This window comes from Halomonas borealis (genome assembly GCF_004798905.1).
In the GTDB taxonomy this organism is placed as follows: domain Bacteria; phylum Pseudomonadota; class Gammaproteobacteria; order Pseudomonadales; family Halomonadaceae; genus Halomonas; species Halomonas borealis.
In genome coordinates, this window is sequence record NZ_SDMO01000006.1 from 158159 (window position 1) to 183429 (window position 25271).

Here is a 25271-nt window from a genome sequence, read left to right on the forward strand (position 1 = left end):
CCATCAGCGTGCAGGGTACGTCGCCGATTGACGTCCGCCAAGCGGTGGGCCATAGTTCACAAAAAAATCGATTATTAGACAATATATGCGTTTCACTAAAATAAATCGAGTTACCGACACGGCCCCGCGAGAGCGCTGACGCTCCGCTACACCCCCGAGCCAGTCGCCGGGGCATAACCACAACAACCTCATAAGGATCCTCTCGTGTCTCAAGACGCCACCTCCACGGCATCGCCTCCGGCATGGCGCGGCACCCGCCACCTCGTGCTGCTGGTGCTCGCCATCGGCAGCCTGCTGTTCGCCATCATGGGTCTTGGCATCCCCACCGCCGTCGCCCTCATCCTCGCCGGCAGCCTGGCCATGGCCCTGTGTCTGCTCTGGGGCATTCCCTGGGCGCGCCTGGAGGCCGACCTGCTGACCGGCATCCAAGCCATGCTGGTGCCCATCCTGATCCTCATGTCGGTGGGCATGATGGTCGGCGTGTGGATGCTCTCCGGTACCATCCCGGCCATGGTCACCCTGGGCCTTGAGTCCCTCACTCCCGGGCTCTTCCTGGTGGTGGCCTGCCTGTCGTGCTCGTTGATGTCGATCATGGCCGGCACCTCCTGGGGCACCCTGAGCACCATCGGCGTGGCCCTGATGGGCGTGGCGCTGGGCCTCGGCATCCCGCCGGCCTATGCCGCCGGCGCCATCATCACCGGCACCTTCTTCGGCGATAAGCTGTCGCCCTTGTCCGACACCACGGTGATGGCCTCGGCGGTGTGTGGCGTGAACATCGTCAGCCACATCCGCCACATGCTGTATTCCACCCTGCCCCCCTACCTGATCGCCCTGGTCGTCTACGCCTGGCTCGGCAGCGACGTGGCCAGCGGCGGTGCCGGCATGTCCGGCGAGACCCAGGCCATCATCGACACCCTGGCGGCGACCTTCAGCGACAACCCGCTGGTCCTGCTGCCGCCGCTGGTGGTGTTCGGCTGCATCCTGCTGAAGAAGCCCGTGCTGCCCGCCTTCATGCTGGGCATCGTCAGCGGCGCGCTGCTCGCCCTGATCATGCAGGGCGCCAGCCTGGGCGAGATCGGTAGCGCCATGAACGGCGGCTATGCGGCCGACACCGGTGTCGCCATGGTCGACAAGATGCTCTCCCGTGGCGGCCTGCAGGGCATGATGTCCACCGTGGCGGTGCTGATCGCCGCCGCCGTTCTGGGCACGCCATTCAAGAGCGCCGGCACCCTGGATGCCGCCATCGCCTATCTGTCACGCCGCCACGCCGGGCGTCGCCAGGTGCTCGGCGGCTCCATGGCGCTGCACAGCCTGGCCTTCCTGCTGACCGGCAGCTATTACGTCACCTTCTCGCTGCTCGGTCCGCTGCTGCGTCCCCTGGTCGCCGGAAGCGGCAGCCCGACCAAGAACCTTTCGCGCGTCCTGGAAGATACCGGCACCACCCTATCGCCGCTGGTGCCCTGGGGCGTGACCGGCGCCTTCACCGCCGCGACCCTGGGCGTCGCCACCGCGGACTTCTTCCTCTACGCCATCCTCTGTTATGGCGCCATCGCCTTCTCGCTGTTGTATGTGGTCACCGGCCTGACGCTGAACCACCCCGACACGCGCACCACGGAGGAGGCCCGGCCTCAGGGCCACACGCCTTAGCCCGACACACCCGCCCCCGCGCCTTCTCGTCCCGCTCACGCATGGATCGACGGGGCACGATGGGGGCGGTCATCCAGCATCGGCTGGATGGATCCATCGCTCGCGATTTACCGCTCACTGTAGGAGAACGTCATGTCATCCCTGGGCCCCAAGCACTACCCGGACACCACGCCCTATTCGTCTCGCCGCAGCCCGACCTATGCGCGCCATGGCATGGTGGCGGCGTCACAGCCGCAGGCGGCGCAGGTCGGCCGTGACGTGCTGAGCCGCGGCGGCAACGCCGTGGATGCCGCCATCGCCACCGCGGCGGCGCTGACCGTGGTCGAGCCCACCGGTTGTGGCATCGGCGGCGACGCCTTCGCCCTGGTGTGGATCGCCAACGACGACCAGGGCAACGGCGAACTCCACGGGCTCAACGCCAGCGGCGTCGCGCCCCAGGCGCTGACGCGCGAGGCCCTCATCGAGGCGGGCCACCAGGAAGTCCCGCTCTACGGCTGGACCCCGGTGACCGTGCCCGGCACGCCGGCCGCCTGGGCGGAACTATCGCGGCGCTTCGGCAAGCTCGACTTCGCCTCCCTGCTCGAACCCGCCATTCGCCTCGCCCGCGAGGGCTTCCCGGTGTCGCCGGTGATCGCCAGCCTGTGGCAGCGCGACACGGCGACCTTCCATAAGCATCTCGAGGGCGAGGCCACCCGGCCCTGGTTCGATACCTTCACCGTGGACGGCCGCGCCCCCGAGGCCGGCGAGTGGTTCCGCAACGAGGACCAGGCCCGAACCCTGGAGGCCCTCGCCGCATCCGGAGCCGAAAGCTTCTATCGCGGCGAACTGGCCGATGCCATCGACGCCTTCTCGCGCCAGACCGGCGGTTTCCTGCGCAAGGACGACCTGGCCGCCTATCGGCCGGAGTGGGTCGCCCCCATCTCGGCGCGCTACCGCGACGTGGACGTGTGGGAGATCCCGCCCAATGGTCAGGGCCTGGTGGCGCTGATGGCACTGCGCCTGCTCGACGGCGACGCGCCCTCCCACCGCGACGACCCGGAGCTTCTGCATCGCCAGCTCGAGGCCATGAAGCTCGCCTACACCGACGGCAAGGCCCACATCAGCGAGCCCTCCGCCATGACCCACTCGGTGGAGGCGCTACTCTCCGATGCCTATACCGAACAGCGCCGCGTGCTCATCAAGGACTCGGCCATCGACCCCGAGCCCGGCACGCCCAAGGCCGGCGGCACCGTCTACCTGGCCACGGCCGACGCCGACGGCAACATGGTGTCCTTCATCCAGAGCAACTATCACGGCTTCGGCTCCGGCATCGTGGTACCCGGCACCGGCATCGCGCTGCAGAACCGCGGCCACGACTTCAGCCTCGATGAGCGCCACGACAACGTGCTCAAACCCGGCAAGAAGACCTTCCACACCATCATCCCGGGCTTTCTCACCCGCGGCGGCAAGGCGCTGGGGCCCTTCGGCGTGATGGGCGGCTTCATGCAGCCCCAAGGCCATGTCCAGGTGGTGATGAACCTGGTGGACTTCGGCCTCAACCCCCAGTCGGCCCTGGACGCCCCGCGCTGGCAGTGGCTGGGCGACAAGACCATCGGCATCGAACACGGCTACCCGGCCCCGCTGGTGCGGGCGATGCTCGCCCGGGGCCACCAGATGAAGGTCGATACCGACAGCCGTAACTACGGTCGTGGCCAGGTCATCCTGCGTGACCCCGACACCGGCATCTACTGCGGCGGCACCGAGCCCCGCACCGATGCCGCCATCGCGGTGCTGTAGGCGATGAGCGTACAAGCCTCCCTGTTCGCCGCCTTCTTTCGCATCGGCATCTTCGGCTTCGGCGGCGGCCCGTCGATGATCCCGCTGGTCCACCAGGAGGTGGTCAAGCGCCACGCCTGGATGGACGACGACGCCTTCGCCGACGTGCTGGCCATCGGCAACACCCTGCCCGGCCCCATCGCCACCAAGATGGCCGGCTACATCGGCTATCGGGTCGGCGGCGTGGTCGGCGCCATCAACGCGGTGCTGGCGACCATCATCCCCGTGATCTTCGCCATGATCGCCCTGCTCGGCCTCTACAGCCGCTACGGCGATCAGCGCTGGGTGCAGGGCATGGGCATGGGCGTGGTGCCGGTGGTCATGGTGATGATGGCGCAGCTGACCTTCGACTTCTTCCGTAAGTCGCGGGCCGGGCTCGGCTGGGTGATCACCCTGGCCATGGGTGGCGTGGCCGGTGGACTGATCTATGGGATCGGCGTGCACCCGGGGCTGGTGATCGGCGCGCTCTTGATCGCCGCCCTGCTACGCCCGGAGAAACCCCACACCGCCGACCAGGGAGAAAGCGCCCGATGATCTACTGGCAACTGTTTCTGGCCTTCTTCGTGCCCAATATCGTCGGCTACGGCGGCGGCCCCGCGATCATCCCGCTGATCGAGAACGAGGTCGTCGGCACCTACGGCTGGATGACTCATCAGGGCTTCGCCGAGACCCTGGCGCTGGGCAATGCCCTGCCGAGCCCCATCGCCACCAAGATGGCCGGCTACATCGGCTATGACGTGGCCGGGTTCGGCGGCGCCATGGTGGCGGTGCTGGCCACCGTCGGGCCATCGCTGCTGTTGATGCTGGCGGCCCTCGGCACCCTGTATCGCTACCGCGACTCGCTCAAGGTCAAGTCCATGAGCCAGTGGGTGCGGCCGGTGGTGATGGTGCTGATGGCCTTCCTGACCTATAGCTTCCTGCGCGAAGGCATGGCCACCTCCGGCCTCGTGCACACCCTGATCATCGCCGCGGTGGCCGCGTTGCTGCTGATCCGCATCAAGGCGCATCCGGCCCTGGTGGTGTGCTTCGGGATCGCCTACGGCGCCCTGTTGCTGGGAGGCACCTGAAGCGATGGCGTCCGCCATCCTCACGACCCCGTCATCGGGGCCTCGACAACAATGACCTACAACATTCTTCCGCAAAGGACATTCCCATGATGCGTTCCAAGACGTCCCTCGCCCTCTTGCTCGCCGCTACCTCCCTGGCAGGCGCCGGCACGGCCCTTGCCGAGTCGGCCTATCCCGACGAGCCGGTGGAGTTCATCGTGCCCTGGTCGCCGGGTGGCGGCAGCGACACCCTGATGCGCGTGGTGGCCAATCACGCCGAGGCCCATCTCGAGCAGCCGCTGCCGGTCATCAACATGCCCGGCGTGAGCGGCACCACCGGCCTCAAGGAGCTGTCGCGCCGTGACGCCGACGGCTACACCATCGGCCAGGTGCACGAGGGCCTGCTGGTGGCCCATCACACCGGCCTCACGCCGCTCAACTATGACGACTTCGAGCCGGTGGCCGCGGTGACTCAGTCGCCGCAGTACCTGACCGTGCCGGCCGATGCGCCCTACGAGACCTTCGGGGAGTTCGTCGACTACGCCCAGGACAACCCGGGCGAGGTGCGTTTCGGCGTCACCCTGGGCGGCGTGCCGCATATCCACGCCGCCATGATGGAAGAAGCCGAGGACCTGCAGTTCCGCTACGTCGGCTTCGAAGGTACCGGCCCGCGCGTGCGTGCGCTGGTGGGGGGACACATCGATGCCGCCATCGGTGACGTCTCTTCCGCCGGAGAGTTCGTCAAGAACGGCGACCTGCGCTTCTTGGCCGTGGGCAGCGCGGAGCGCCAATCCGAAACGCCGGAGGTGCCGACCTTCGCCGAGCTCGGCCACCCGGAGCTTAAGCTCAACATCATCCGCGGCATCCTGGCCCCGGCGGGGACTCCGGAGGAGCGCATCGCGACGCTGGCCAGCGCCTTAGAGGCCATGACACAGGATGAAGGCTTCGCCGACGCCATCCACAATGCCGGCGCCAGCGTCGCCTTCAAGGGCCCGCAGGCCTTCGGCGAGTACCTCGAGACCAGCGACGCCACCATCGAGCGCCTGTCAGGGAAGCTGGCACGATGAGCCAGGCCCACACCGACCGCTCCTCCCAGGGGGAGCCCACCGCTTCCGGCCGAGGCGGGCCGCTGGCCCACCTGATCGTCAACGGCGCCCTCGCGGCGCTGTTCACGGCCCTGTTCTTCCGCGCCCAGGCCCTGCCGGCTTCCATGTGGGAGCCGCTCGGCTCGGGCAGCTTCCCGCGCCTGGTGCTGGCCGTGCTGGTCATGCTGAACCTGACCATCATGGTCAAGGAGCTGCGCGCCTTCATCGCCCAGCCCGCCGGGGAACGCGGCCAGGTGAGCGCCTGGATCTGGCGCCACCGCCTGGCCTTCGGCGTGCTGTCGCTGTTCGCGGCCTACATCCTGCTGCTGCCCTGGCTCGGCTTCACCCTGGCCTCGCTGGGTTTCCTGCTGGCCGGACAGTGGCTGCTCGGTGCCCGCTCGTTCAAGGGGCTGGCCATCGCGCTGGTCATCGCCCTGGTGTTTTCCCTCGGCGTGGACACCCTGTTCCGCGACGTCTTCATCATCAGCCTGCCCCGCGGCCTGTTCGGCTGAGGCGGCAACGACTCCTCGAGGAACCTGCTCATGATGGAAGCGCTGCTCTCCGGCATGGATCAACTCTTCACCGTCTCGACCATGATTTCCATGGCGCTGGGCGTGATCGCCGGGGTCATCGCCTCGGCGATTCCCGGCTTCACCATCACCATGGCCATCGTCCTGACGCTGCCCTTGACCTTTACCATGCCCCCCCTCCAAGGCGTCGCCACCATGCTGGCCGTCTACGTGGGGGGCTACACCGGTGGCCTGATCTCGGCGGCGCTGCTGGGCATCCCCGGCACCCCATCCTCGGTGGCCACCACCTTCGACGCCTTCCCCATGGCTCGCAAGGGCGAGCCGGGGCGCGCCCTGGCGCTGGGCATCTGGGCGTCGTTCTTCGGCGCCCTGGTCAGCGTGATCGTGTTGATCCTGGCCGCACCTCCGCTGGCGATGATCGCCGTCAAGCTCGGCGCCTGGGAATACTTCTCGCTGATCATCTTCGCCATGACGGTGGTGGCAAGCCTGGTCGGCACCTCCATGCTCAAGGGGCTGATGACCGGCCTGCTGGGGCTGTTCATCGCCACCGTGGGCGCCGACCCGATGATGGGCGTCGCCCGCTTCACCTTCGATTCCGACCTGCTCGCCAACGGCTTCCCGTTCCTGGTGGTGCTGATCGGCATCTTCGCCGTCAGCCAGCTGCTCTCCGAAGTCGAGGACGCCGCCGGCGTCAAGCAGGGCAAGGCGCTGATGCCCGACGATGTCAGCTTCGAGCCGCTGACCGCCCTGAAGGAGGTACTGCGCTATCCGGTCAACCTGGTGCGCTCCTCGCTGGTCGGCGTGTTCATCGGCGCGGTGCCCGGCGCCGGCGGCAGCATCGCCAACCTGCTGGCCTACGACCAGGCCAAGCGCGCCTCGAAGACCCCGGAGGCCTTCGGCACCGGCACCCCGGAGGGCGTGATCGCCTCGGAGTCCGGAAACTCGGCGACCTCCGGCGGCGGTCTGATCCCGATGATCGCGCTGGGCATCCCCGGCAGCGCCGTGGATGCGGTGCTGATGGCCTCGCTGATGGTCCACGGCATCGGTGTCGGCCCGCGACTGATCATGGACCATGGTGACCTGGTCTACGGCATGTTCATGGCGATGATGGTCGCGGCCATGATGGTGCTGGTGGTGTGCCTGTTCAGCATGCGTCTGTTCCTGCGAGTCACCGAGGTGCCGAAGTCGGTCATCGTGCCGGTGGTGCTGGTGTGCTGCGTGATCGGTGCCTTCGCGCTGAACAACCGCGTCACCGACGTCTACCTGCTGCTCGGCATCGGCGTCTTCGGCTATATTCTCAGCAAGCTGAACTACCCGCTGGCGCCGCTGGTGCTGGGCGTGATCCTCGGCCCCATCGCCGAGACCAACCTGCGCCGCGCGCTGATGTCCGACGAGAACTGGACGCTGTTCTTCACCCGACCGATCTCGCTGGCGCTGTTGGCGCTGGCCGCCCTGTCCATCGTCCTCGCCATTCGCCATCGCCGGCGAGCCGCACACACGACGCCGGCCCGCACCTGACCCACGGCGGGCTCGGCATCACAACGAGCCCGCCCGGCCACCCCGATACCGAGAACAAGAGGTCCCCACCATGCCTGCTCGACGCTTCTCCCTGCCCCGCCGCGCGGCGTCTCTCGCCCTGCTGGCCCTGGCCACCCTCGGCGCCGGCACCGCCGGGGCCGACGAACCCCGCACGGTTCGCATCGCCGTGGACGTGCCCTACCCGCCCTTCGAGTACCGCACCGCCGACGGCGAACTGGCCGGCTTCGAGATCGAGCTCGGCAACGAACTCTGCCAGCGCGCGGCGCTCGACTGCGAATGGGTGGTCCAGGGCTGGGACGGCATCATCCCCGGCCTGCTGGCCCGCAAGTACGATGCCATCCTGTCGTCCATGCGCATCACCGCGGCCCGTGAGCGCCAGGTCCTCTTCACCGAGCCCTACGCCATGTCGCCCAAGGTGTGGGTCGCCCGCCGGGGCGAAGGCCTCGACCCGGCCGCCCCCGAGGCCCTCGATGGCCTGACCGTGGGCATCCAGCGTGGCACCACCCAGGACACCTACGTCACCGAACGCTACGCGGACGTGCTCGACATTCGACGCTACGCCACGGCCGATGACATCGCCCTCGACATGGAGAGCGGGCGGCTCGATCTGGCCTTCATCAACTACCCGATGGCCATCGAAACTCTGGCGATCGATGACCCGGACGGCGCCTTCACCCAGATGGGCGAGCGCATCAACAGCCCCGAGGCGATATTTGGCCGCGGTAACGCCATCGCCGTCCGCCAGCGCGACGCGGCGCTCGCCGAGCGCTTCAACCAGGCCCTCGACGAGGTCTACGCCGACGGCACCTTCGAGCGCCTGATGGCGCACTACTTCGACTACGACCTGCGCCCCGCCAGCCGGCTCTGAATCGTGCCACACGCCTAACGAAGAGAGCCGCCCGATGGGCGGCTCTCTCGCGAGTATCGACGGGCGCTTATACACCGAGCGGTCCTGCTCGGCGGGTACCGGTCTTACCAGCTGCCGGTGTTCTCCATCGAGGCCCAGGGCTCCTTCGGCGCCTGGGGCTCGCCTGCCTGCAGCAGCTCGACGGAGATGCCGTCGGGACTCCTGACGAAGGCCATGTGGCCGTCGCGGGGCGGGCGATTGATGGTCACCCCTGCCGCCTGAAACCGCTCGCAGAGCGCATAGATGTCATCCACCCGATAGGCCAGGTGGCCGAAGTTGCGGCCGCCGTCGTAGGTCTCGGGATCCCAGTTGTAGGTCAGCTCGAGTTCCGGCGCCTGACGCTCCGTCGAGCGCGCCTCGTCGGCGGGTGCCGCGAGGAACACCAAGGTGAAGCGGCCCTTCTCGCTGTCCTTGCGGCGCACTTCCGAGAGCCCCAGCAGGTCGCAGTAGAAGTGTAGCGAGGCATCCAGGTCATTGATCCGGACCATGGTGTGCAGATACTGCATGTCTCTCTCCCTATTCACGGGTCGGTCTGGTTTCACAAGGGGGCGCGATGAGGCATCCTGATGGCGTCATATCTCCCGACCCCTCCGCAAGAGCAGGTTCCATGAGCCACTACTGTGACCTGGCCCCCGGCCATCCGTTTCACGGGCCCTATCACGACGGCGAGTACGGTTTCCCCGTCGCCGGGGACGACACGCTGTTCGAGCGCCTCGCGCTCGAGATCAATCAGGCCGGGCTGTCATGGCTGACGGTGCTCAAGAAGCGCGAGGCCTTCCACGCGGCCTTCGAGGGATTCGCCATCGACCGTGTCGCCGCCTACGACGACGCCGAGCGTGCTCGCCTGTTGGCCGATGCCGGCATCATCCGCAATCGGCGCAAGGTCGATGCCGTCATCCACAACGCCGGCGTGGTCCAGGACCTGCGGGCCGAGCACGGTAGCTTCAAGGCCTGGCTGGATCATCACCATCCCCTCGCCCACGCCGACTGGGTCAAACTATTCAAGCGCACCTTCCGCTTCACCGGCCCCGAGATCGTCAATGAGTTCCTGATGAGCTGCGGCTACCTGCCCGGTGCCCATCGCGACGACTGCCCGGTGCAGGCGCGCATCCTCGCCGCCAGCCCCGCCTGGGCACGAGCCTAGCACGCCGGGCCGCCAGCGGCCTCAGACGCGGTCGATCCGCCCGGCGATGGCCTGACGCGCCTCGCCCAGGGCGGCGTCACGCTTCGCCTCGCCCATGTTGAGGCCCTCGGCAAACACCATGTCCACCTCGACGATCCCCATCAGTCCCAGCATCGCCTTGAGGTGAGGTGTCTGGCTGTCGAGATCGGTGCCGACGTACTCGCCGCCACGCGCCGCCAGGATCAGCGCGCGCTTGCCTTCGAGCAGGCCTTGCGGGCCATCCTCGGTATAGCGGAAGGTCACCCCGGCGCGCATCACCCGGTCGAACCAGGCCTTCAGCTGGGAAGGAATGCCGAGGTTGTAGAGCGGCACCCCCAGCACCACGACGTCATGCGCCTGGAGCTCCTCGACCAGCGCATCGGAACGCGCCGCCAGCTCACGTTGCTCGTCGGTGCGCTCTTGTGGCGCCACCTGCCAGCTGGATAGCTCCGGCAGGCCCAGATGCGGTAGTTCATCGGCCACCAGGTCACGACGGGTGATCGTCACATCATCGCGCTCGCCGGCCAGGGCGACGAAATGGTCGGCCAGCTGCTGGGAGTTCCCGCCGAGGATGGAAGCGGTCAGAACGAGGATGCGGGTCATGGCGATCTCCTTGAGACATCGTTAGTTGAGGAATGATCGCCATTATAGTTTCGTTTTTGACCACGAAAAGCGGGTAAAACCGTAGCTATCTTTCGAGTGTTTCGAATTGAAGGCGCTCGTTCAGGGAGCGATGCCCTGGCCACAACCCCGATAGGTCTCGCCGTTGAGCGAGAGCGTCACACGAGCCGGCCAGGGCTGGCCGCTCATGTCGTCGAAGCAGGCCTTGGCCTCGATGCGCAGCGTGAAGGGCCGCGCCGCCTGGCCGCTGGCCAGGATCACGCGCCCGGCACCGTTGTCCAGGGTGGTCACCCGATAGGGCAGCGTCAGCTCGCGTTCGCCGTAGTCCAACGACAGGTCGAGTCGCGGTGTGTCGTTGGCCAGCTCGACGTGCCAACCGGGCTCGTTGCCGCGGCCATGGAACATCACCCCCGGATGCCCCTCACGCGTCAGGGCATCCAGGGTGACGCCACGCTCGCAGTCCAGCCGCCCGCGCTGGCTCTCCACCCGCGCCTCGTCGTCCTTCAGCCACACGCTCAGTCCCCCGTTCTGATAGCGGCTGCCGCTGGCCACCACCGAGGGCGTCAACCGCGTGGCGCCGAGGGCCGACCACAGGCGCAGCGCGTCATCTCCCTCGGCGGTGACCAGGTCCTGGGCCGGGGTACAGCGCCAGCCGACCAGCCGGTCGGCCTCGCCGGGGAACAGCATCGCTGGTAGCAGCGGCGCCTTGGGCGAGGCGTCGGCCTGGGAGTCGGCGCCGGCCGACGGCTCGGGCGCGGCCTCGGGGGTCGGCGAGTTCACGTAGGTAACGCAGCCGGACAGGCCCAGCGCCATCAGCAGCGGCAGGGCGATCCGAAAGGGCGAGAGACGGGGCATGGCAATGACTCCTTGTGCGGCGGGACTCCATCGCCGTCAGCATACCAGCCCCCGGGCGGCTTGAGGCCGCCCGGGGGGCGAGGCCTCGGGCCGGCCGCGACCGGTCATCCGTGCGAGGCCGCTCCACCGAGCGGCCTGCCGGTGGCTGGCCAAGCGCTCAACCGTGGCGCCGACGCAGCTCCCGCGCCGCCTCGACCATGTTGGCGAGCGCCGGCTCCACCTCGGCCCAGCCGCGGGTCTTCAGGCCGCAGTCCGGATTGACCCACAGCCGCGTGGCGGGGATGCGCTCGGCGGCCTTGTTCATCAGCGCCACCATCCAGTCCACCTCGGGAATGTTGGGTGAGTGGATATCGTAGACCCCCGGCCCGATCTCGTTGGGATACGCGAAGTCACGGAAGGCATCGAGCAGCTCCATGTCGGAGCGCGAGGTCTCGATGGTGATGACGTCGGCGTCCAGGGCGGCGATGGCGCCGATGATGTCGTTGAACTCCGAATAACACATGTGGGTGTGGACCTGGGTGGCATCGTCGGCCACCGCGGCACTCAGCCGGAAGCACTCCACCGCCCAGTCGAGATAGCCCTGCCATTCGGCCTGGCGCAGCGGCAGCCCTTCGCGCAGCGCCGGCTCGTCGATCTGGATGGCCTGAAGACCGGCGGCCTCCAGGTCGGCCACCTCGTCGCGCAACGCCAGGGCGATCTGCCGGCAGGTGGTGGCGCGCGGTTGGTCGTCACGCACGAAGGACCATTGCAGGATGGTCACCGGCCCGGTGAGCATGCCCTTCATCGGCCGCTCGGTGAGTGACTGGGCATAGCCGCTCCAGCGCACCGTCATCGGCGCCGGGCGGGCCACGTCGCCGAACAGGATCGGCGGCTTGACGCAGCGCGAGCCGTAGCTCTGCACCCAGCCGAAGCGAGTGAAGGCGAAGCCGTCGAGCCGCTCGCCGAAGTACTCGACCATGTCGTTGCGTTCGGCCTCGCCGTGCACCAGCATGTCGAGCCCCTGCGCCTCCTGGCGACGCACCGCGCCCTCGATCTCGGCCTCCATGCGCGCCTGGTAGTCGGCGCTGGAGAGCTCGCCGGCCTTGTGGTCGCGGCGCGCGGCGCGGATCTCGGCGGTCTGTGGGAAGGAGCCGATGGTAGTGGTCGGGAACAGCGGCAGGTCGAGGCGGCGCCGCTGGGCCCGGGCCCGGTCGACATAGGGGCTGGCCCGTTCGCTGTCGGCGGCGCCTACCGCCCCCAGCCGCTCGGCGACCGCCGGGCGATGGATGCGCGGTGAGCTGCGACGGGCGGCCAGCGCCACCCCCGCCTCGGCCAGGCGGGCCTCGTCGTCGGCGCTCAGCCGGGCGCCCAGGGCGCGCCCCAGCAGCACCGTCTCGTCGAGTTTCTGGCGGGCGAAGGCTAGCCAGCCCTTGAGCTCGGCATCGAGATCGGGTTCGGCATCCAGGTCCACCGGTACGTGCAGCAACGAGCAACTCGGCGCCAACCACAGCCGCTCGCCCAGCCGTTCTGCCAGCGGCGCCAGCCAGCCACGTAGCGCGGCCAGGTCGGCGCGCCACACGTTGCGGCCATCGATCACGCCCAGCGACAGCACCTTGTGGGGCAGCAAACGGTCGACCACCGCCTCGACCTGCTCCGGGGCGCGCACCGCATCCAGGTGCAGGCCCGCCACCGGCAGGCCCACCGCCAGCGAGAGGTTGTCGCCCAGGCCACCGAAACAGGTCGCCAGCAGCAGCTTGACCGGCGCCGCCTGCAGGCGGTGGTAGGCCCGCTCATAGGCCTGCTTCCAGTCCATCGGAAGGTCCTGCACCAGGGCCGGTTCGTCGAGCTGCACCCACTCGACGCCCTGGGCGGCGAGCCGGTTGAGCACCTGGTCATAGACCTCCAGCACCCCATCGAGCAGGCTCAGGCGGTCGAAGTCCTCGACATGTTCGCCGCGCCCCTTGCCCAGCCACAGCCAGGTCAGCGGCCCGGTCAGCGCCACCTTGACCGCATGGCCCTGCGCCTGGGCCTCCTCGACCTCGTCGAACAACCGCGTGCTGGCCAGCCGGAAGCGCTGCCCTGGGTGCAGCTCGGGGACCAGGTAGTGATAGTTGGTATCGAAGTACTTGGTCATCTCGCAGGCCGCGGCGGGTTCGCCGCTGGGGGCGCGGCCGCGGGCCATGCGGAAGGTCGTGTCCAGCGCCACCTCGCCGCGGGCCAGCTCGTCCTCGGCGCCGAAGCGCGCCGGCACCGCCCCGAGCAGGGCCGAGACATTGAGCACCTGGTCGTAGAAGGCGAAGTCGCCGACCGTGACCCTATCCAGGCCGGCCTCTCGCTGGTCAGCCCAGTGGCGGCGACGCAGTTCGCGGCCTTCGTCCTCCAGGCCCTGACGGTCGATGTCGCCCTTCCAATAGGCCTCGCAGGCTCGCTTCAGCTCGCGATCCGCGCCGATGCGTGGATACCCCAGCACATGAGTGAATATCATGGTGAATCTCCATGTTCATGAATGATTCCACGGAGTCTGGCTGGCCACCATGAGTGAATCAAACTAAACTCTCTAATCCTCAACATGAACAGTGCTCAGGATAATGCTCGAACTCCGCCACCTCCGCACGCTGATCGCCCTGCGCGACGCCGGCTCCCTGGTGGAAGCCGCCGAGCGCGTACACCTGACCCAGTCCGCCCTCTCTCACCAGATCAAGGACCTGGAGGAACGGCTGGGCAACCCGCTGTTCCTGCGCAAGACCCGACCGGTGGAATTCACCCGTGCCGGCTTGCGCCTGCTGACGTTGGCCGAACAGGTCTTGCCGCAGGTCCGCATGGCCGAACGCGACCTGGCACGCCTGGCCGGCAACGAGCAGGGCCGACTGCACATGGCCATCGAATGCCACAGCTGCTTCCAGTGGCTGATGCCTACCGTCGACCATTTCCGCGACCACTGGCCGGAGGTGGAGATCGACATCCCCGGCGGCCATCACTTCGATCCCCTGCCCGCCCTGGCGCGCGAACAGCTCGACCTGGTGATCACCGCCGACCCTCAGCGGATCCACGGCGTGCATTACGAGCCGCTGTTCCGCTACCAGGGGCTGCTGGCCGTGGCGCGCCAGCACCGCCTGGCCGGCCGCCCCTTCGCGACCCCCGAGGACCTGGTCGACGAGACACTGATCACCTATCCGGTGGAGCACGGCCGCCTGGATGTCTTCACCCAGTTCCTCGATCCGGCCGAGCGCCGCCCCCGGGAGATCCGCACCGCCGAGCTGACCATCATGATGATGCAGCTGGTGGCCAGCGGCCGCGGGGTCTGTGCGCTGCCCAACTGGGCGCTGACCGAGTACCTGGAGCGGGACTACGTGAAGGCCGTGCCGCTGGGCGAGCACGGGGTGTGGAGCACGCTGTTCGCGGCGATTCGCGAGGAGACACGGGACGCGCCCTGGATGGAAGACTTCCTGCGTACCGCTCGGGAGACCTCCTTCGCGGTGCTGGAGGGCGTCAGGCCGGCCTGACACCCTCCATGGCGGCATGAGCGTCGTCAGTCTTCCCGAGCGGCGGCCCGCTGAGGCAGCAGCAACGTGAAGCGCGCCCCGCCGAGTACGGGGCTGGCATCGACCATCACGCTGCCGCCGTGCCAGGCCATGACCTTCTGCACGATGGAAAGCCCCAGGCCGTAGCCTCCCGAGTGACGGGCGCGGCTGTCATCGAGCCGCGCGAAGGGCTTGAAGATCTCGCTGCGCCGGGCCACCGGCACCCCGGGGCCATCGTCCTCGACATCGATGCGCACCAGCCTCGGTTCGCCGTGCAGGCGGATGACCACCCGGCCATGGGCATGGCGACAGGCGTTGGCCACCAGGTTCTGCAGCGCACGCTGCAGGTAGCGCGACTCGGCCGCGGCCTCCACCTCATCGCCGGGCGCCAGGCCGAGGCTCAGGTGGACATGCAGGGGGTGCAGCGCCTCGATGACGCGCTCGACCATCGCCCGACAGTCTACCAGCGAGGTCTCGAGGGTCACGCCGTTGGCCGACTCGCTGCCCAGACGCGCATAGGTGAGGATCTCGTCGACCAGGTCGTCCAGCTCGGTGATATCGGCGTCGATGCCCTGCAGGTGACGGCGTATCCCCGGGTCGTCGGTCATGTCCTCGACCATCTGCGCGGCGAAGCGGATGCGCGCCACCGGGGTGCGCAGCTCGTGGGACACCGCCCGGATCATCTCCTGCTGGCCACTCAGCAGCGACTGCACCTGGGTGGCCATGCCGTTCAGCGCCATGCCCAGCCGGCTCAGGAAGTCATTGCCCTCGACCTTGACCCGAGTATCCAGGCGACCGGCGGCGATCCGCGTGGCGGCGAGCTCGAGTCGGGCCATGCGTGCCTCCACGCCACGCACGATCAGGTAGATGATCACCGCCAGCATGGCCAGCAACAGCAGCAACAGCAGCAGCAGCAGCGACACCGGCAGTGGCTCGAAGGCATACAGCGGGCCGACCTCGACCCACTGCCGGCCGCCCTCGGCGCTCGACAGCTGCAGGTAAAGCGACATCGCCCAGCGCTGGGGAAGCAGGCGCACCACCACCTCGGTGTCGCCCAACGTGGCCAGGCGCTCCGGGGCCAACCCCTCCGGCGGGGACTCGGTGAGCTGCAGCTGGATCACCCCGCTGCGCAGCCGCTCGAGCCGGGCCGCGCGCCGCTCGGGTGGCACCGCCATCAGCCACTCGCCGAGCTGACGGGCCAGCCCCATCAACTGGTTTTCGCCCAGCGAGGCCAGCTCTACCCGCAGCAGGCGTGGCGCGTCTCCCGCCAAGCGGCGATGCAGCACCCAGCCCCCGGCCTCGATCTGTCGCACCAGCGTCTGGCCGCTCTCGAGGCGGGCCCGATCGAAGTAACCGAGCGGCGAGTCCCCCATCTCGTGCAGCGACAGCTGGATGCCGAGCCGCGCGCTCTGCTCGCGCAGCCAGTCGTCGCGCCGCGCACGAGGCAGCGCCTCGAGCTGGGCGCCGAACAGCGTCATCGGCGCCTCGGCGATCTGCTCCTGATAGTGCTGGCGGCGTACCTTGTCGACCGCGGTGACGGCCAGCAGCGCCAAGGCGAAGATCATCACCAGGGCCAGGGCCAGCAGCACGTAGACCCGGAGGAAGGTGCTGTCGGACAGCGCACGGGGCAGCACACGGAACGAGGCCATCAGCCGTCCTTGACGAACAGGTAGCCCTTGCTACGCACGGTCTTGATCCGCTGCGGATGATTGGGATCGTCGCCGATCTTGGGGCGAATCCGCGACACGCGGACGTCGATGGAGCGATCCTGGCCGTCGTACTTGATGCCGCGCAGCTGGGAGAATATCTCTTCCCGGGTCAGCACCCGGCCGGCATGGCTGGCCAGCAGCCACAGCAGGTCGAACTCGGCGCTGGTCAGGTCGACGCGCTCCCCCGACAGGAAGGCCTCGCGGGTGGCGTTGTCGATCTCCAACGGCCCGAACACCAGCCGTGGCTCTTCGACGCTCGCCCCCGCCTCGCGGCGACGCAACAACGCCCGCATCCGCGCCAGCAGCACCCGGGGCTGCACCGGCTTGGCCACGTAGTCGTCGGCGCCCATCTCCAGCCCCAGCACCTGGTCCATGTCATCGGTACGCGCGGTGAGCATCAGGATCGGCCCGGCATAATCGGCCCGCGCGCGGCGACAGATCGACAGGCCATCCTCGCCCGGTAGCATCAGGTCGAGAATCACCAGGTCGGGCTGCAGGCCGAGGATGCCATCGACGCCACGGGCCCCATCGGGCTCCAGCGTCACCCGGAAGCCATTGGCCTCGAGGTAGTCACGAGTCAACTCGGCCAGGCGCTCATCATCCTCGATGATCAGCACGTGATCCTGCGCTGCGGGGTCCAGGCTGTCGTCCATGGGTGCGTCATCTTCCTCGAAGGGCGTGCGAAGATCAGGCGATCGGCACTCACCCGAGTGCCGATAGTCAAAGAGTACCCGACAATGCGTCCTTTCGCTCGTCGAGCGCTTTCACGAATCGACGCCAGCCGCCCAACCGTGCGGGCTGGCGAGGCGCGCCAGACGCTCCCCCGAAAGGCCACAACCCATCCACAAGTTATCCACTTGATGGTTGGCAAAAAGCACACTATCTTGTGCCCATATTCGGCCGGGACACCACATCCTGTGCCATAGCAACCACTGAAGTTGCTGTCAACCGTCGTCCCTCGACGGCCTTCTTCAACCGACAAGGTAGGGACCCCCGGCGCCATGGATACCACCGCTGCCCCGGACCACTCGTCCGTCTCCGTTACCGCACCGCAGACCCTGCGTGTTATCAAGCGCACCGGCGATGTCGCGCCCTTCGATGCCGGCAAGATCGCCGTGGCCCTGAGCAAGGCCTTCATCGCCGTCGAGGGCGACAACGCCGCCTCTTCCTCGCGGGTGCGCGACCTCGTGCAACAGGCCTCCACCAACATCGCCGAGGCCTTCCAACGCCGCATGCCCGATGGCGGCACGGTCCATATCGAGGATATCCAGGATCAGGTCGAGCTGGCCCTGATGCGCGCCGGCGAGCAGAAGGTCGCCCGCGCCTACGTGCTGTACCGCGAGGAGCACGCCCGTGCCCGCGCCGAGGCCAACGCCGACATCGAGAAGCCGCACCCGACGCTCAACGTCACCGCGCCGGACGGCAGCGTCCGCCCGTTGGACCTGGGCCGGGTCGAGACCCTGGTCCACGACGCCTGCGAGAATCTCGCTAACGTCGACTCGACGAAGATCGTCGAGGCTTCGCTGAAGAACCTCTACGACGGCGTCTCCGCCGATGGCGTCTCCCAGGCGCTGATGATGACCGCTCGCACCCTGGTCGAGAAGGACCCCAACTACACCTACGTCACCGCTCGCCTGCTGCAAGACAGCCTGCGCCGCGAGGCGCTGTCGTTCCTGGGCATCGCCGACGAGGCGACTTACCAGGAGATGGCCGACTTCTACAAGCCGGCCTTCCAGGCCTACATCGAGCGCGGCATCGAGTTCGAACAGCTCGACCCGGTGCTCGCCGAGTTCGACCTCGAGCGCCTCGGCGATGCCCTGGACCACACCCGTGACGCCCAGTTCACCTACCTGGGCCTGCAGACCCTCTACGACCGCTACTTCATCCACCAGGACGAGGTGCGCTACGAGCTGCCCCAGGTGCTGTTCATGCGTGTCGCCATGGGCCTCTCGCTCAACGAGGACGACCGCGAGGCGCGGGCCATCGAGTTCTACGAGCTGCTGTCCAGCTTCGACTACATGGCCTCCACGCCGACCCTGTTCAACGCCGGTACCGCGCGCAGCCAGCTGTCCAGCTGTTACCTGACCACCGTGTCAGATGACCTGGACAGCATCTACAGCGCCATCCGCGACAACGCCCTGCTCTCCAAGTGGGCCGGTGGCCTGGGCAACGACTGGACGCCGGTGCGCGCGCTGGGTTCCTACATCAAGGGCACCAACGGCAAGTCCCAGGGCGTGGTGCCGTTCCTCAAGGTGGTCAACGACACCGCGGTGGCCGTGAACCAGGGTGGCAAGCGCAAGGGCGCCGTCTGCGCCTACCTCGAGAGCTGGCACCTCGACATCGAGGAGTTCATCGAGCTGCGCAAGAACACCGGCGACGATCGCCGCCGTACCCACGACATGAACACCGCCAACTGGGTGCCGGACCTGTTCATGAAGCGGGTCTTCGACGACCAGGAATGGACGCTGTTCTCGCCGGCCACCTGCCCGGACCTCCACGACCTGTACGGCGCGGCCTTCGAGAAGCGCTATCGGGAATACGAGGAGATGACCCGCAACGGCCAGCTCAAGCTCTTCAAGCGCGTCAAGGCCAAGGATCTGTGGCGCAAGATGCTGTCGATGCTGTTCGAAACCGGCCACCCGTGGATCACCTTCAAGGATCCGTGCAACCTGCGCAGCCCGCAGCAGCACGCCGGCGTGGTCCACAGCTCCAACCTGTGCACCGAGATCACCCTCAACACCAGCCCCGACGAGATCGCGGTGTGTAACCTGGGCTCGATCAACCTGACCCAGCACATGGTCGACGGCGAGCTCGACGGCGACAAGCTGAAGAAGACCGTGCGCACCGCGGTGCGGATGCTCGATAACGTCATCGACATCAACTACTACGCGGTGCCCCAGGCCAAGAACTCGAACTTCAAGCACCGCCCGGTGGGGCTTGGCATCATGGGCTTCCAGGATGCCCTCTACGCCCACGGCATCGCCTACGCCAGCGAGCAGGCGGTGGAGTTCGCCGACCGTTCCATGGAACTGGTCAGCTACCACGCCATCGAGGCCTCCTCTGATCTCGCCGCCGAGCGCGGGCAGTATCAGAGCTTCGAGGGCTCGCTGTGGAGCCAGGGCGTGCTGCCCATCGACTCCATCGAGAAGCTGAAGCAGGAGCGCGGCGAGCAGTACATCGAGGTCGACACCTCGACCACCCAGGACTGGGACGGCATCCGCGAGAAGGTCGCGAGCCAGGGCATGCGTAACTCCAACGTCATGGCCATCGCCCCGACCGCGACCATCTCCAACATCTGCGGCGTCTCGCAGTCGATCGAGCCGACTTACCAGAACCTGTTCGTGAAATCGAACCTGTCCGGCGAGTTCACCGTGGTCAACTCCTACATGGTCAACGACCTCAAGGAGCGTGGCCTGTGGGACGAGGTGATGATCAACGACCTCAAGTACTACGACGGCAGCGTGCAGCCCATCGATCGCGTCCCGGAGGATCTCAAGGCCAAGTACGCCAGCGCCTTCGAGGTCGAGCCGAAATGGCTGGTGGAAGCCGCCTCGCGTCGCCAGAAGTGGATCGACCAGGCCCAGTCGCTGAACCTCTACATCCAGGGCGTGTCCGGCAAGAAGCTCGACGTGACCTATCGCATGGCCTGGTTCCGCGGTCTCAAGACCACCTACTACCTGCGTGCCCTGGGCGCCACCTCGGTCGAGAAGTCCACCGTCGATCGCGGCAACCTCAACGCGGTGAGCAACGCCACGCCGCCCGAGGCCCCGGCGCCTAGCGCCTCCGCCGCCCCGGCCGCCGAAGCGCCTTCGGCCCAGGCGGCCGCCCCTCAGGGCATCGACGACTTCCTGAAGGGCAAGAACGGCGGCGGCTCCCGTGCGCCCTCCGCCGGCGAGATCGACGAGCTGGGCTGCGAGGCCTGCCAGTAAACGAATGGCCGCACACGCCATCTAATGGGTCGGAGGGGGTGCCCCTCCGGCCTTGCCCCTTCTGCCATCGCCGCAGCCGCTCCCCCGACGCGAACGCCTGCGGAACATCCGGCCGACCACCGGGAGAGACCACATGATCGATTGGAACGAGTTCCACGAAGACGAAAGCGCGGTCGCCGAGGCTCCCAAGCCCGCGGCCCCCAAGCCCAGCGCCACCCAGGCCGAGGCTCCCGCCGAGGAAGTCCGCGACACCGCCGGTGCCTACCAGGTCGCCGAGCAGGACCGCCTGGCGCGTGCCCAGCAGTCCCTCGAGGATCTCGACGTGGCCGCCGGCCTCGAAGAGCTCGAAGTCGGTGCCCAGCGCATCGATGTCGACCAGAAGCGCATGATCAATGCCCGTGCCGACCTCAACCAGCTGGTGCCCTTCAAGTACGAGTGGGCCTGGCAGAAGTACCTGGACGGCAGCGCCAACCACTGGATGCCCCAGGAAGTGAACATGAACGCCGACATCGCGCTGTGGAAGAGCGCGGACGGCCTCACCGCGGATGAGCGGCGCATCGTCGAGCGCAGCCTGGGCTACTTCTCCACCGCCGACTCGCTGGTCGCCAACAACCTGGTGCTGGCGGTCTACCGCCTGATCACCAACCCCGAATGCCGCCAGTACCTGCTGCGCCAGGCCTTCGAGGAGGCGATCCACACCCACGCCTACCAGTACTGCGTGGAATCGCTGGGCATGGACGAAGGCGAAGTCTTCAACATGTACCGCGAGGTGCCCTCCGTCTCGGCCAAGTCCGCCTGGAGCCTCAAGCACACCCAGTCGCTGGCGCGCCCGGACTTCCACACCGGCACCCCGGAGACCGACCAGGAGCTGCTGCGCAACCTGATCGCCTTCTACTGCGTGACCGAGGGCATCTTCTTCTACTGTGGCTTCAGCCAGATCCTGTCCATGGGCCGCCGCAACAAGATGACCGGCGTCGCCGAGCAGTTCCAGTACATCCTGCGCGACGAGTCGATGCACCTGAACTTCGGCGTCGACATGATCAACCAGATCAAGATCGAGAACCCGCACCTGTGGACCGCCGAGTTCCAGGACGAGGTCACCCAGATGATCCTCGAGGGCACCGAGCTGGAGATCGCCTACGCCCGCGACACCATGCCCCGTGGCGTGCTGGGCATGAACGCGGCGATCATGGAGGAGTACCTGCACTTCATCTGCAACCGCCGCCTGGCGCAGATCGGCTTGAAGGAGCAGTTCCCGGGCGCCGAGAACCCCTTCCCGTGGATGAGCGAGATCATCGACCTGCGCAAGGAGAAGAACTTCTTCGAGACCCGCGTCACCGAATATCAGGTCGGCGGCGCACTGAGCTGGGACTGATCGCTCGCGCCACGGAGCGCACCGCTCCCCATCGATAGACGCGAGCGGCACGCTCGGCGGGCCATGTCAGGCGGCATGGCCCGCTTTGCGTCGCGCCGCCGCCATGGGTAGGCTTTGCCGCCGTCCCGCTCCCTCATCCCGTATCACGTCAAAGGAAACCCCATGCAACTCGGTATCATCGGACTCGGCCGTATGGGCGGCAACATCGCGCGTCGCCTGGTCCGCGGCGGCCACGACGTCGTCGCCTACGACCAGGACGCCACCACCACCACGGCGCTGAGCGACGACGGCATCGGCCACGCCACGAGTCTGGCCGCGCTGGTCGCAAGCCTCGAGGCGCCACGCGCCATCTGGGTGATGCTGCCCGCCGGTGACCCCACCGAGGACACCATCCGCACCCTGGCCGAGCTGATGGCGCCGGGCGACACCATCATCGATGGCGGCAACACCTTCTATAAGGACGACATCCGCCGTGCCAAGGCGCTCGAACCTCAGGGCCTGCACTACGTCGATGTCGGCACCTCCGGCGGCGTCTGGGGGCTGGAGCGCGGCTACTGCATGATGATCGGTGCCGAGGCCCCGATCTTCGACCGCCTCGAGCCGCTGTTCGACACCCTGGCCCCCGGCTACGGCGACCTGGAGCGCACCCTCGGCCGCAACGCCCCGGACGAACGCGCCGAGCGCGGCTACATCCACGCCGGCCCGGTCGGCGCCGGCCACTACGTCAAGATGGTCCACAACGGCATCGAGTACGGCCTGATGCAGGCCTACGCCGAAGGCTTCGAGCTGATGCAGAGCAAGGCCTCGTCGGACCTGCCGGAAGACCAACGCTTCGACCTCAACCTGGCCGATGTCGCCGAGGTCTGGCGTCGCGGCAGCGTGGTTTCCTCCTGGCTGCTCGACCTTACCGCCCAGGCACTCGCCGGCGATCCACGCCTCGACCACTACAGCGGTGCGGTCTCCGACAGCGGCGAGGGCCGCTGGACCGTCGATGCCGCCGTCGAGCAGGGCGTGGCCACACCGGTGCTGGCCAACGCGCTGTTCTCGCGCTTCGCCTCACGCAAGGACAACACCTACGCCAACCGCCTGCTCTCGGCGATGCGCTTCGGCTTCGGTGGCCACGTCGAACCGCCCAAGCAATGATCTGACCGGAGCACGCCGCCCGGCACGGCCACGACTCACCCCTGGCCGCGGGCGGCGTTGCCCCACTCGTTTTCTCGCCCTGGAGGCTTCATCCCATGCCGCGTCGGTCACTCGCCACCCCCTTGCTGTTGCCCCTGTTGCTGCCCATCGCCGGCCACGCCGCCGAGCTCACGCTCGAGCCGCTGACGGTCAGCGCCTCACGGCTCGAGCGTGAGCTCTACGCCACGCCGTCCGCCGTGTCGGTGGTGGAAGACGGGCGGATCGCCCAAGGCCAGTCGCGAGAGCGCCTCGGCGAGTCGCTCGCCGGCGTGCCGGGGCTCTTCCTCCAGAACCGCCACAACTTCGTCCAGGGCGAGCGCGTGTCGATCCGCGGCTTCGGCGCGCGTACCCCCTGGGGCGTGCGTGGCATCACGGTGCGCGTCGACGGCATTCCCTACACCCTGCCCGACGGCCAGGCCCAGCTCGATGCCATCGACCTCGACAGCGCCCGGCGCATCGAGGTGATCCGCGGCCCGGCGGCGGTGCAGTACGGCAACGCCGCCGGCGGGGTGATCGATGTCACCACCGCCGACGGCGCAAGCGACCCCGGCACCCGGCTGCGCGTCGAGGGCGGCAGCGACGGCTATCGCAAGCTGAACCTCAGCAACGGCGGCGTCGAAGGCCCCTGGTCGCACCACGTCAGCGTCTCGGCGCTGGGCATGGACGGCTATCGCGATCACAGCGAGGTCGAGAAGTACCAGCTCAACGCCAAGCTCAAGCGCGAACTGGACGCCGACCGCTCGATCACCGCCATCGTCAACCTGCTCGACAACCCGCGCTCCGAGGATCCGGGCGGGATGAGCGAAAGCACGGTAAACGAGGACCGAGAAGGCACCGTCGACAGCCCGTACTACTCGCCGACCCGCATCGGTGCAGGGCAGTCGGTCGACCAGCAGGTGCTGGGCCTCACCTACGAGGACCTGGCCGCCGGCCCCGGTGAGCTAACCCTGCGCGGCTTCTACCTGCAGCGCGACTTCGAGCAGCAGCTGGCCTATGCCGGCGACAGCTTCGTCGCCTACGATCGCGACTACTTCGGCGGCAGCGCCGAGTACCACCAGTCGCTGACCGTCGGCGGCCTGCCGCTCGACTACGTGGCCGGCGTCGACGTGGCGCGCCAGGAAGACGCGCGCTACCGAGACGACGTCGCCATCGACGGCGACCACGAGGGCCGCGCGGCCGACGAGACCCAGACCGCCACCTCGCTCGGCGTGTTCGCCCAGGGCGACCTGGACCTAAGCGATCGGTGGACCCTATCGCTCGGCACCCGCTTCGACCACACCCGGTTCGATATCGACGACCACTACCTCGCCGACGGCGACAACGGCGGCGATCGCGACTTCAACCAGTGGAGCGGCAGCGCCGGGCTGAGCTATCGCTACCGGCCCGACCACCAGGCCTACCTCTCGACGGGCACCGCCTACGAGACGCCGACCTTCGCCGAATTCGCCAACCCGGCCGGCGTCGGTGGCTTCAACCCGGACATCGAGCCGCAAAAAGCCTGGAACCGCGAACTCGGCCTGCGCGGCGATGTCGCCGACGCCGGCCTCGACTACGACGTGGCGCTGTTCTCGACCCGCGTGCGCGACTCGCTGATCTCCTACCAGCTCGATAACAGCGACCGGGACTTCTACCGCAACGCCGGCCGCAGCCGCCAGGACGGACTGGAAGTGGCCCTCGGCTGGCAGTTCGCCGACGACTGGCGACTCGACAGCGCCCTGACCCTGGCGCGCTACGAGTTCCAGGACTACGAGGATGAAGACGGCAACTACGACAACAACCGCATCCCGGGCCTGCCCGAACGCACCTGGGTCAACCGGCTGACCTGGCAGGGCATCGGCGAGCGCTTCGCCACCCTGGAGACCCGCTACGTGGGGTCGATGGTTGCCAATGATGAGAACAGCGTGAAGGTCGACGACTACTGGCTGGCCAACCTGCGTGCCGGTGACGGCTGGCGCCTCGGCGACGAGGCCCTGCTCAAGGCCTACGTGGATGTGCAGAACCTGTTCGACCGCGAGCACTTCGACAACATCGCCATCAACGCTCGAAATGCGCGCTACTACTACACGGCGCCAGACCGCAGCGTGCATGCCGGCGTGGAACTGGCCTTCTAGGCCGATCGGAGCCTGCACATGCGCCAACCGATCACCGGCTATCACCGCGACGACGAGGGCCACTGGGTCGCCGAGCTGGCCTGCGGTCACTATCAGCACGTCCGCCACCAGCCACCCTGGGTCGAACGCCCCTGGGTGACCACCGAGGCGGGGCGACGCTCGCGGCTCGGCCTGGCCCTGGCATGCCTCAAGTGCGACCGAGGCGAGCCGCCGGACGGCGAGCCGACGCGCCGTGCCATGCGCTAGGATGGTGCCCAA

General features: G+C 67.9%; 21 protein-coding genes. 15 read left to right on the plus strand and 6 right to left on the minus strand.

Going from position 1 to position 25271, the window contains the following annotated elements; all coding sequences use genetic code 11:
• Window positions 1-204 precede the first annotated feature (204 nt).
• The 8 genes from ETC07_RS08290 to ETC07_RS08325 all read left to right on the plus strand — a co-directional run bounded on the left by ETC07_RS08290 (window position 205) and on the right by ETC07_RS08325 (window position 8530).
• Window positions 205-1647, plus strand: a complete 1443-nt coding sequence (locus ETC07_RS08290; RefSeq protein WP_136248032.1) for a Na+/H+ antiporter NhaC family protein — start codon at window positions 205-207, stop codon at window positions 1645-1647.
• Between the two features lie 132 nt (window positions 1648-1779).
• Entirely contained in the window at window positions 1780-3423 is a 1644-nt protein-coding gene (locus tag ETC07_RS08295) for a gamma-glutamyltransferase family protein (RefSeq protein WP_136248033.1), read from the plus strand.
• Window positions 3424-3426: 3 nt separating this feature from the next.
• A complete protein-coding gene (locus ETC07_RS08300) occupies window positions 3427-3996 on the plus strand; it encodes a chromate transporter (protein ID WP_136248034.1) in 570 nt (189 codons plus the stop codon).
• Window positions 3993-4529 carry a chromate transporter gene (locus ETC07_RS08305; protein ID WP_136248035.1) on the plus strand — a complete coding sequence of 179 codons (537 nt, stop codon included), beginning with the start codon at window positions 3993-3995 and terminating at the stop codon, window positions 4527-4529. The genes ETC07_RS08300 and ETC07_RS08305 overlap by 4 nt, the downstream gene beginning before the upstream one ends.
• 86 nt (window positions 4530-4615) lie before the next feature.
• On the plus strand, window positions 4616-5575 hold the full coding sequence (locus ETC07_RS08310; protein WP_205742522.1) for a Bug family tripartite tricarboxylate transporter substrate binding protein: 960 nt from the start codon (window positions 4616-4618) through the stop codon (window positions 5573-5575).
• The gene (locus ETC07_RS08315) at window positions 5572-6105 is read left to right on the plus strand and encodes a tripartite tricarboxylate transporter TctB family protein (protein ID WP_136248036.1); all 534 of its coding nucleotides are present in this window, start codon (window positions 5572-5574) and stop codon (window positions 6103-6105) included. Before ETC07_RS08310 ends, ETC07_RS08315 begins: the two co-directional genes overlap by 4 nt.
• Before the next feature lie 30 nt (window positions 6106-6135).
• Entirely contained in the window at window positions 6136-7641 is a 1506-nt protein-coding gene (locus ETC07_RS08320) for a tripartite tricarboxylate transporter permease (RefSeq protein ID WP_240724596.1), read from the plus strand.
• A gap of 70 nt (window positions 7642-7711) precedes the next feature.
• On the plus strand, window positions 7712-8530 hold the full coding sequence (locus ETC07_RS08325) for a transporter substrate-binding domain-containing protein (protein WP_136248037.1): 819 nt from the start codon (window positions 7712-7714) through the stop codon (window positions 8528-8530).
• A 104-nt stretch (window positions 8531-8634) separates the two neighbouring features.
• On the opposite strand, the gene gloA is transcribed toward ETC07_RS08325, so the two are convergent.
• The gene (gloA, locus tag ETC07_RS08330) at window positions 8635-9075 is read right to left on the minus strand and encodes a lactoylglutathione lyase (RefSeq protein WP_136248038.1); all 441 of its coding nucleotides are present in this window, start codon (window positions 9073-9075) and stop codon (window positions 8635-8637) included.
• Between the two features lie 101 nt (window positions 9076-9176).
• Between gloA and ETC07_RS08335 the strand changes: the two genes are divergently transcribed.
• Window positions 9177-9713 carry a DNA-3-methyladenine glycosylase I gene (locus tag ETC07_RS08335; RefSeq protein ID WP_136248039.1) on the plus strand — a complete coding sequence of 179 codons (537 nt, stop codon included), beginning with the start codon at window positions 9177-9179 and terminating at the stop codon, window positions 9711-9713.
• 21 nt (window positions 9714-9734) lie between these two features.
• Here ETC07_RS08335 and ETC07_RS08340 read toward each other — a convergent pair whose 3' ends face one another.
• From ETC07_RS08340 to metE, 3 genes are all read right to left on the minus strand, one after another.
• Entirely contained in the window at window positions 9735-10334 is a 600-nt protein-coding gene (locus tag ETC07_RS08340) for an FMN-dependent NADH-azoreductase (protein WP_136248040.1), read from the minus strand.
• 120 nt (window positions 10335-10454) lie between these two features.
• Window positions 10455-11207, minus strand: a complete 753-nt coding sequence (locus ETC07_RS08345; protein ID WP_136248041.1) for a C-type lysozyme, inhibitor — start codon at window positions 11205-11207, stop codon at window positions 10455-10457.
• A gap of 157 nt (window positions 11208-11364) precedes the next feature.
• A complete protein-coding gene (gene metE / locus ETC07_RS08350) occupies window positions 11365-13671 on the minus strand; it encodes a 5-methyltetrahydropteroyltriglutamate--homocysteine S-methyltransferase (RefSeq protein WP_136248042.1) in 2307 nt (768 codons plus the stop codon).
• Window positions 13672-13774: 103 nt separating this feature from the next.
• On the opposite strand from metE, the gene ETC07_RS08355 reads away from it, so the two are divergent.
• The gene (locus tag ETC07_RS08355; RefSeq protein ID WP_136248043.1) at window positions 13775-14689 is read left to right on the plus strand and encodes a LysR family transcriptional regulator; all 915 of its coding nucleotides are present in this window, start codon (window positions 13775-13777) and stop codon (window positions 14687-14689) included.
• Between the two features lie 26 nt (window positions 14690-14715).
• Here ETC07_RS08355 and ETC07_RS08360 read toward each other — a convergent pair whose 3' ends face one another.
• Window positions 14716-16356, minus strand: a complete 1641-nt coding sequence (locus ETC07_RS08360) for an ATP-binding protein (RefSeq protein WP_136248044.1) — start codon at window positions 16354-16356, stop codon at window positions 14716-14718.
• On the minus strand, window positions 16356-17069 hold the full coding sequence (locus ETC07_RS08365) for a winged helix-turn-helix domain-containing protein (RefSeq protein WP_136248045.1): 714 nt from the start codon (window positions 17067-17069) through the stop codon (window positions 16356-16358). The genes ETC07_RS08360 and ETC07_RS08365 overlap by 1 nt, the downstream gene beginning before the upstream one ends.
• A 348-nt stretch (window positions 17070-17417) precedes the next feature.
• Between ETC07_RS08365 and ETC07_RS08370 the strand changes: the two genes are divergently transcribed.
• From ETC07_RS08370 to ETC07_RS08390, 5 genes are all read left to right on the plus strand, one after another.
• Complete coding sequence (locus ETC07_RS08370) at window positions 17418-20345, plus strand: ribonucleoside-diphosphate reductase subunit alpha (protein WP_136248046.1); 2928 nt, start codon at window positions 17418-17420, stop codon at window positions 20343-20345.
• 133 nt (window positions 20346-20478) lie between these two features.
• On the plus strand, window positions 20479-21720 hold the full coding sequence (locus ETC07_RS08375; RefSeq protein ID WP_136248047.1) for a ribonucleotide-diphosphate reductase subunit beta: 1242 nt from the start codon (window positions 20479-20481) through the stop codon (window positions 21718-21720).
• Window positions 21721-21882: 162 nt separating this feature from the next.
• Window positions 21883-22863 carry a phosphogluconate dehydrogenase (NAD(+)-dependent, decarboxylating) gene (gene gnd, locus ETC07_RS08380; protein WP_136248048.1) on the plus strand — a complete coding sequence of 327 codons (981 nt, stop codon included), beginning with the start codon at window positions 21883-21885 and terminating at the stop codon, window positions 22861-22863.
• Between the two features lie 95 nt (window positions 22864-22958).
• Window positions 22959-25013, plus strand: a complete 2055-nt coding sequence (locus ETC07_RS08385; RefSeq protein WP_136248049.1) for a TonB-dependent receptor family protein — start codon at window positions 22959-22961, stop codon at window positions 25011-25013.
• An 18-nt stretch (window positions 25014-25031) separates the two neighbouring features.
• Window positions 25032-25259, plus strand: coding sequence for a DUF3565 domain-containing protein (locus ETC07_RS08390; RefSeq protein WP_136248050.1), 228 nt, complete (start codon window positions 25032-25034; stop codon window positions 25257-25259).
• Window positions 25260-25271 lie beyond the last annotated feature (12 nt).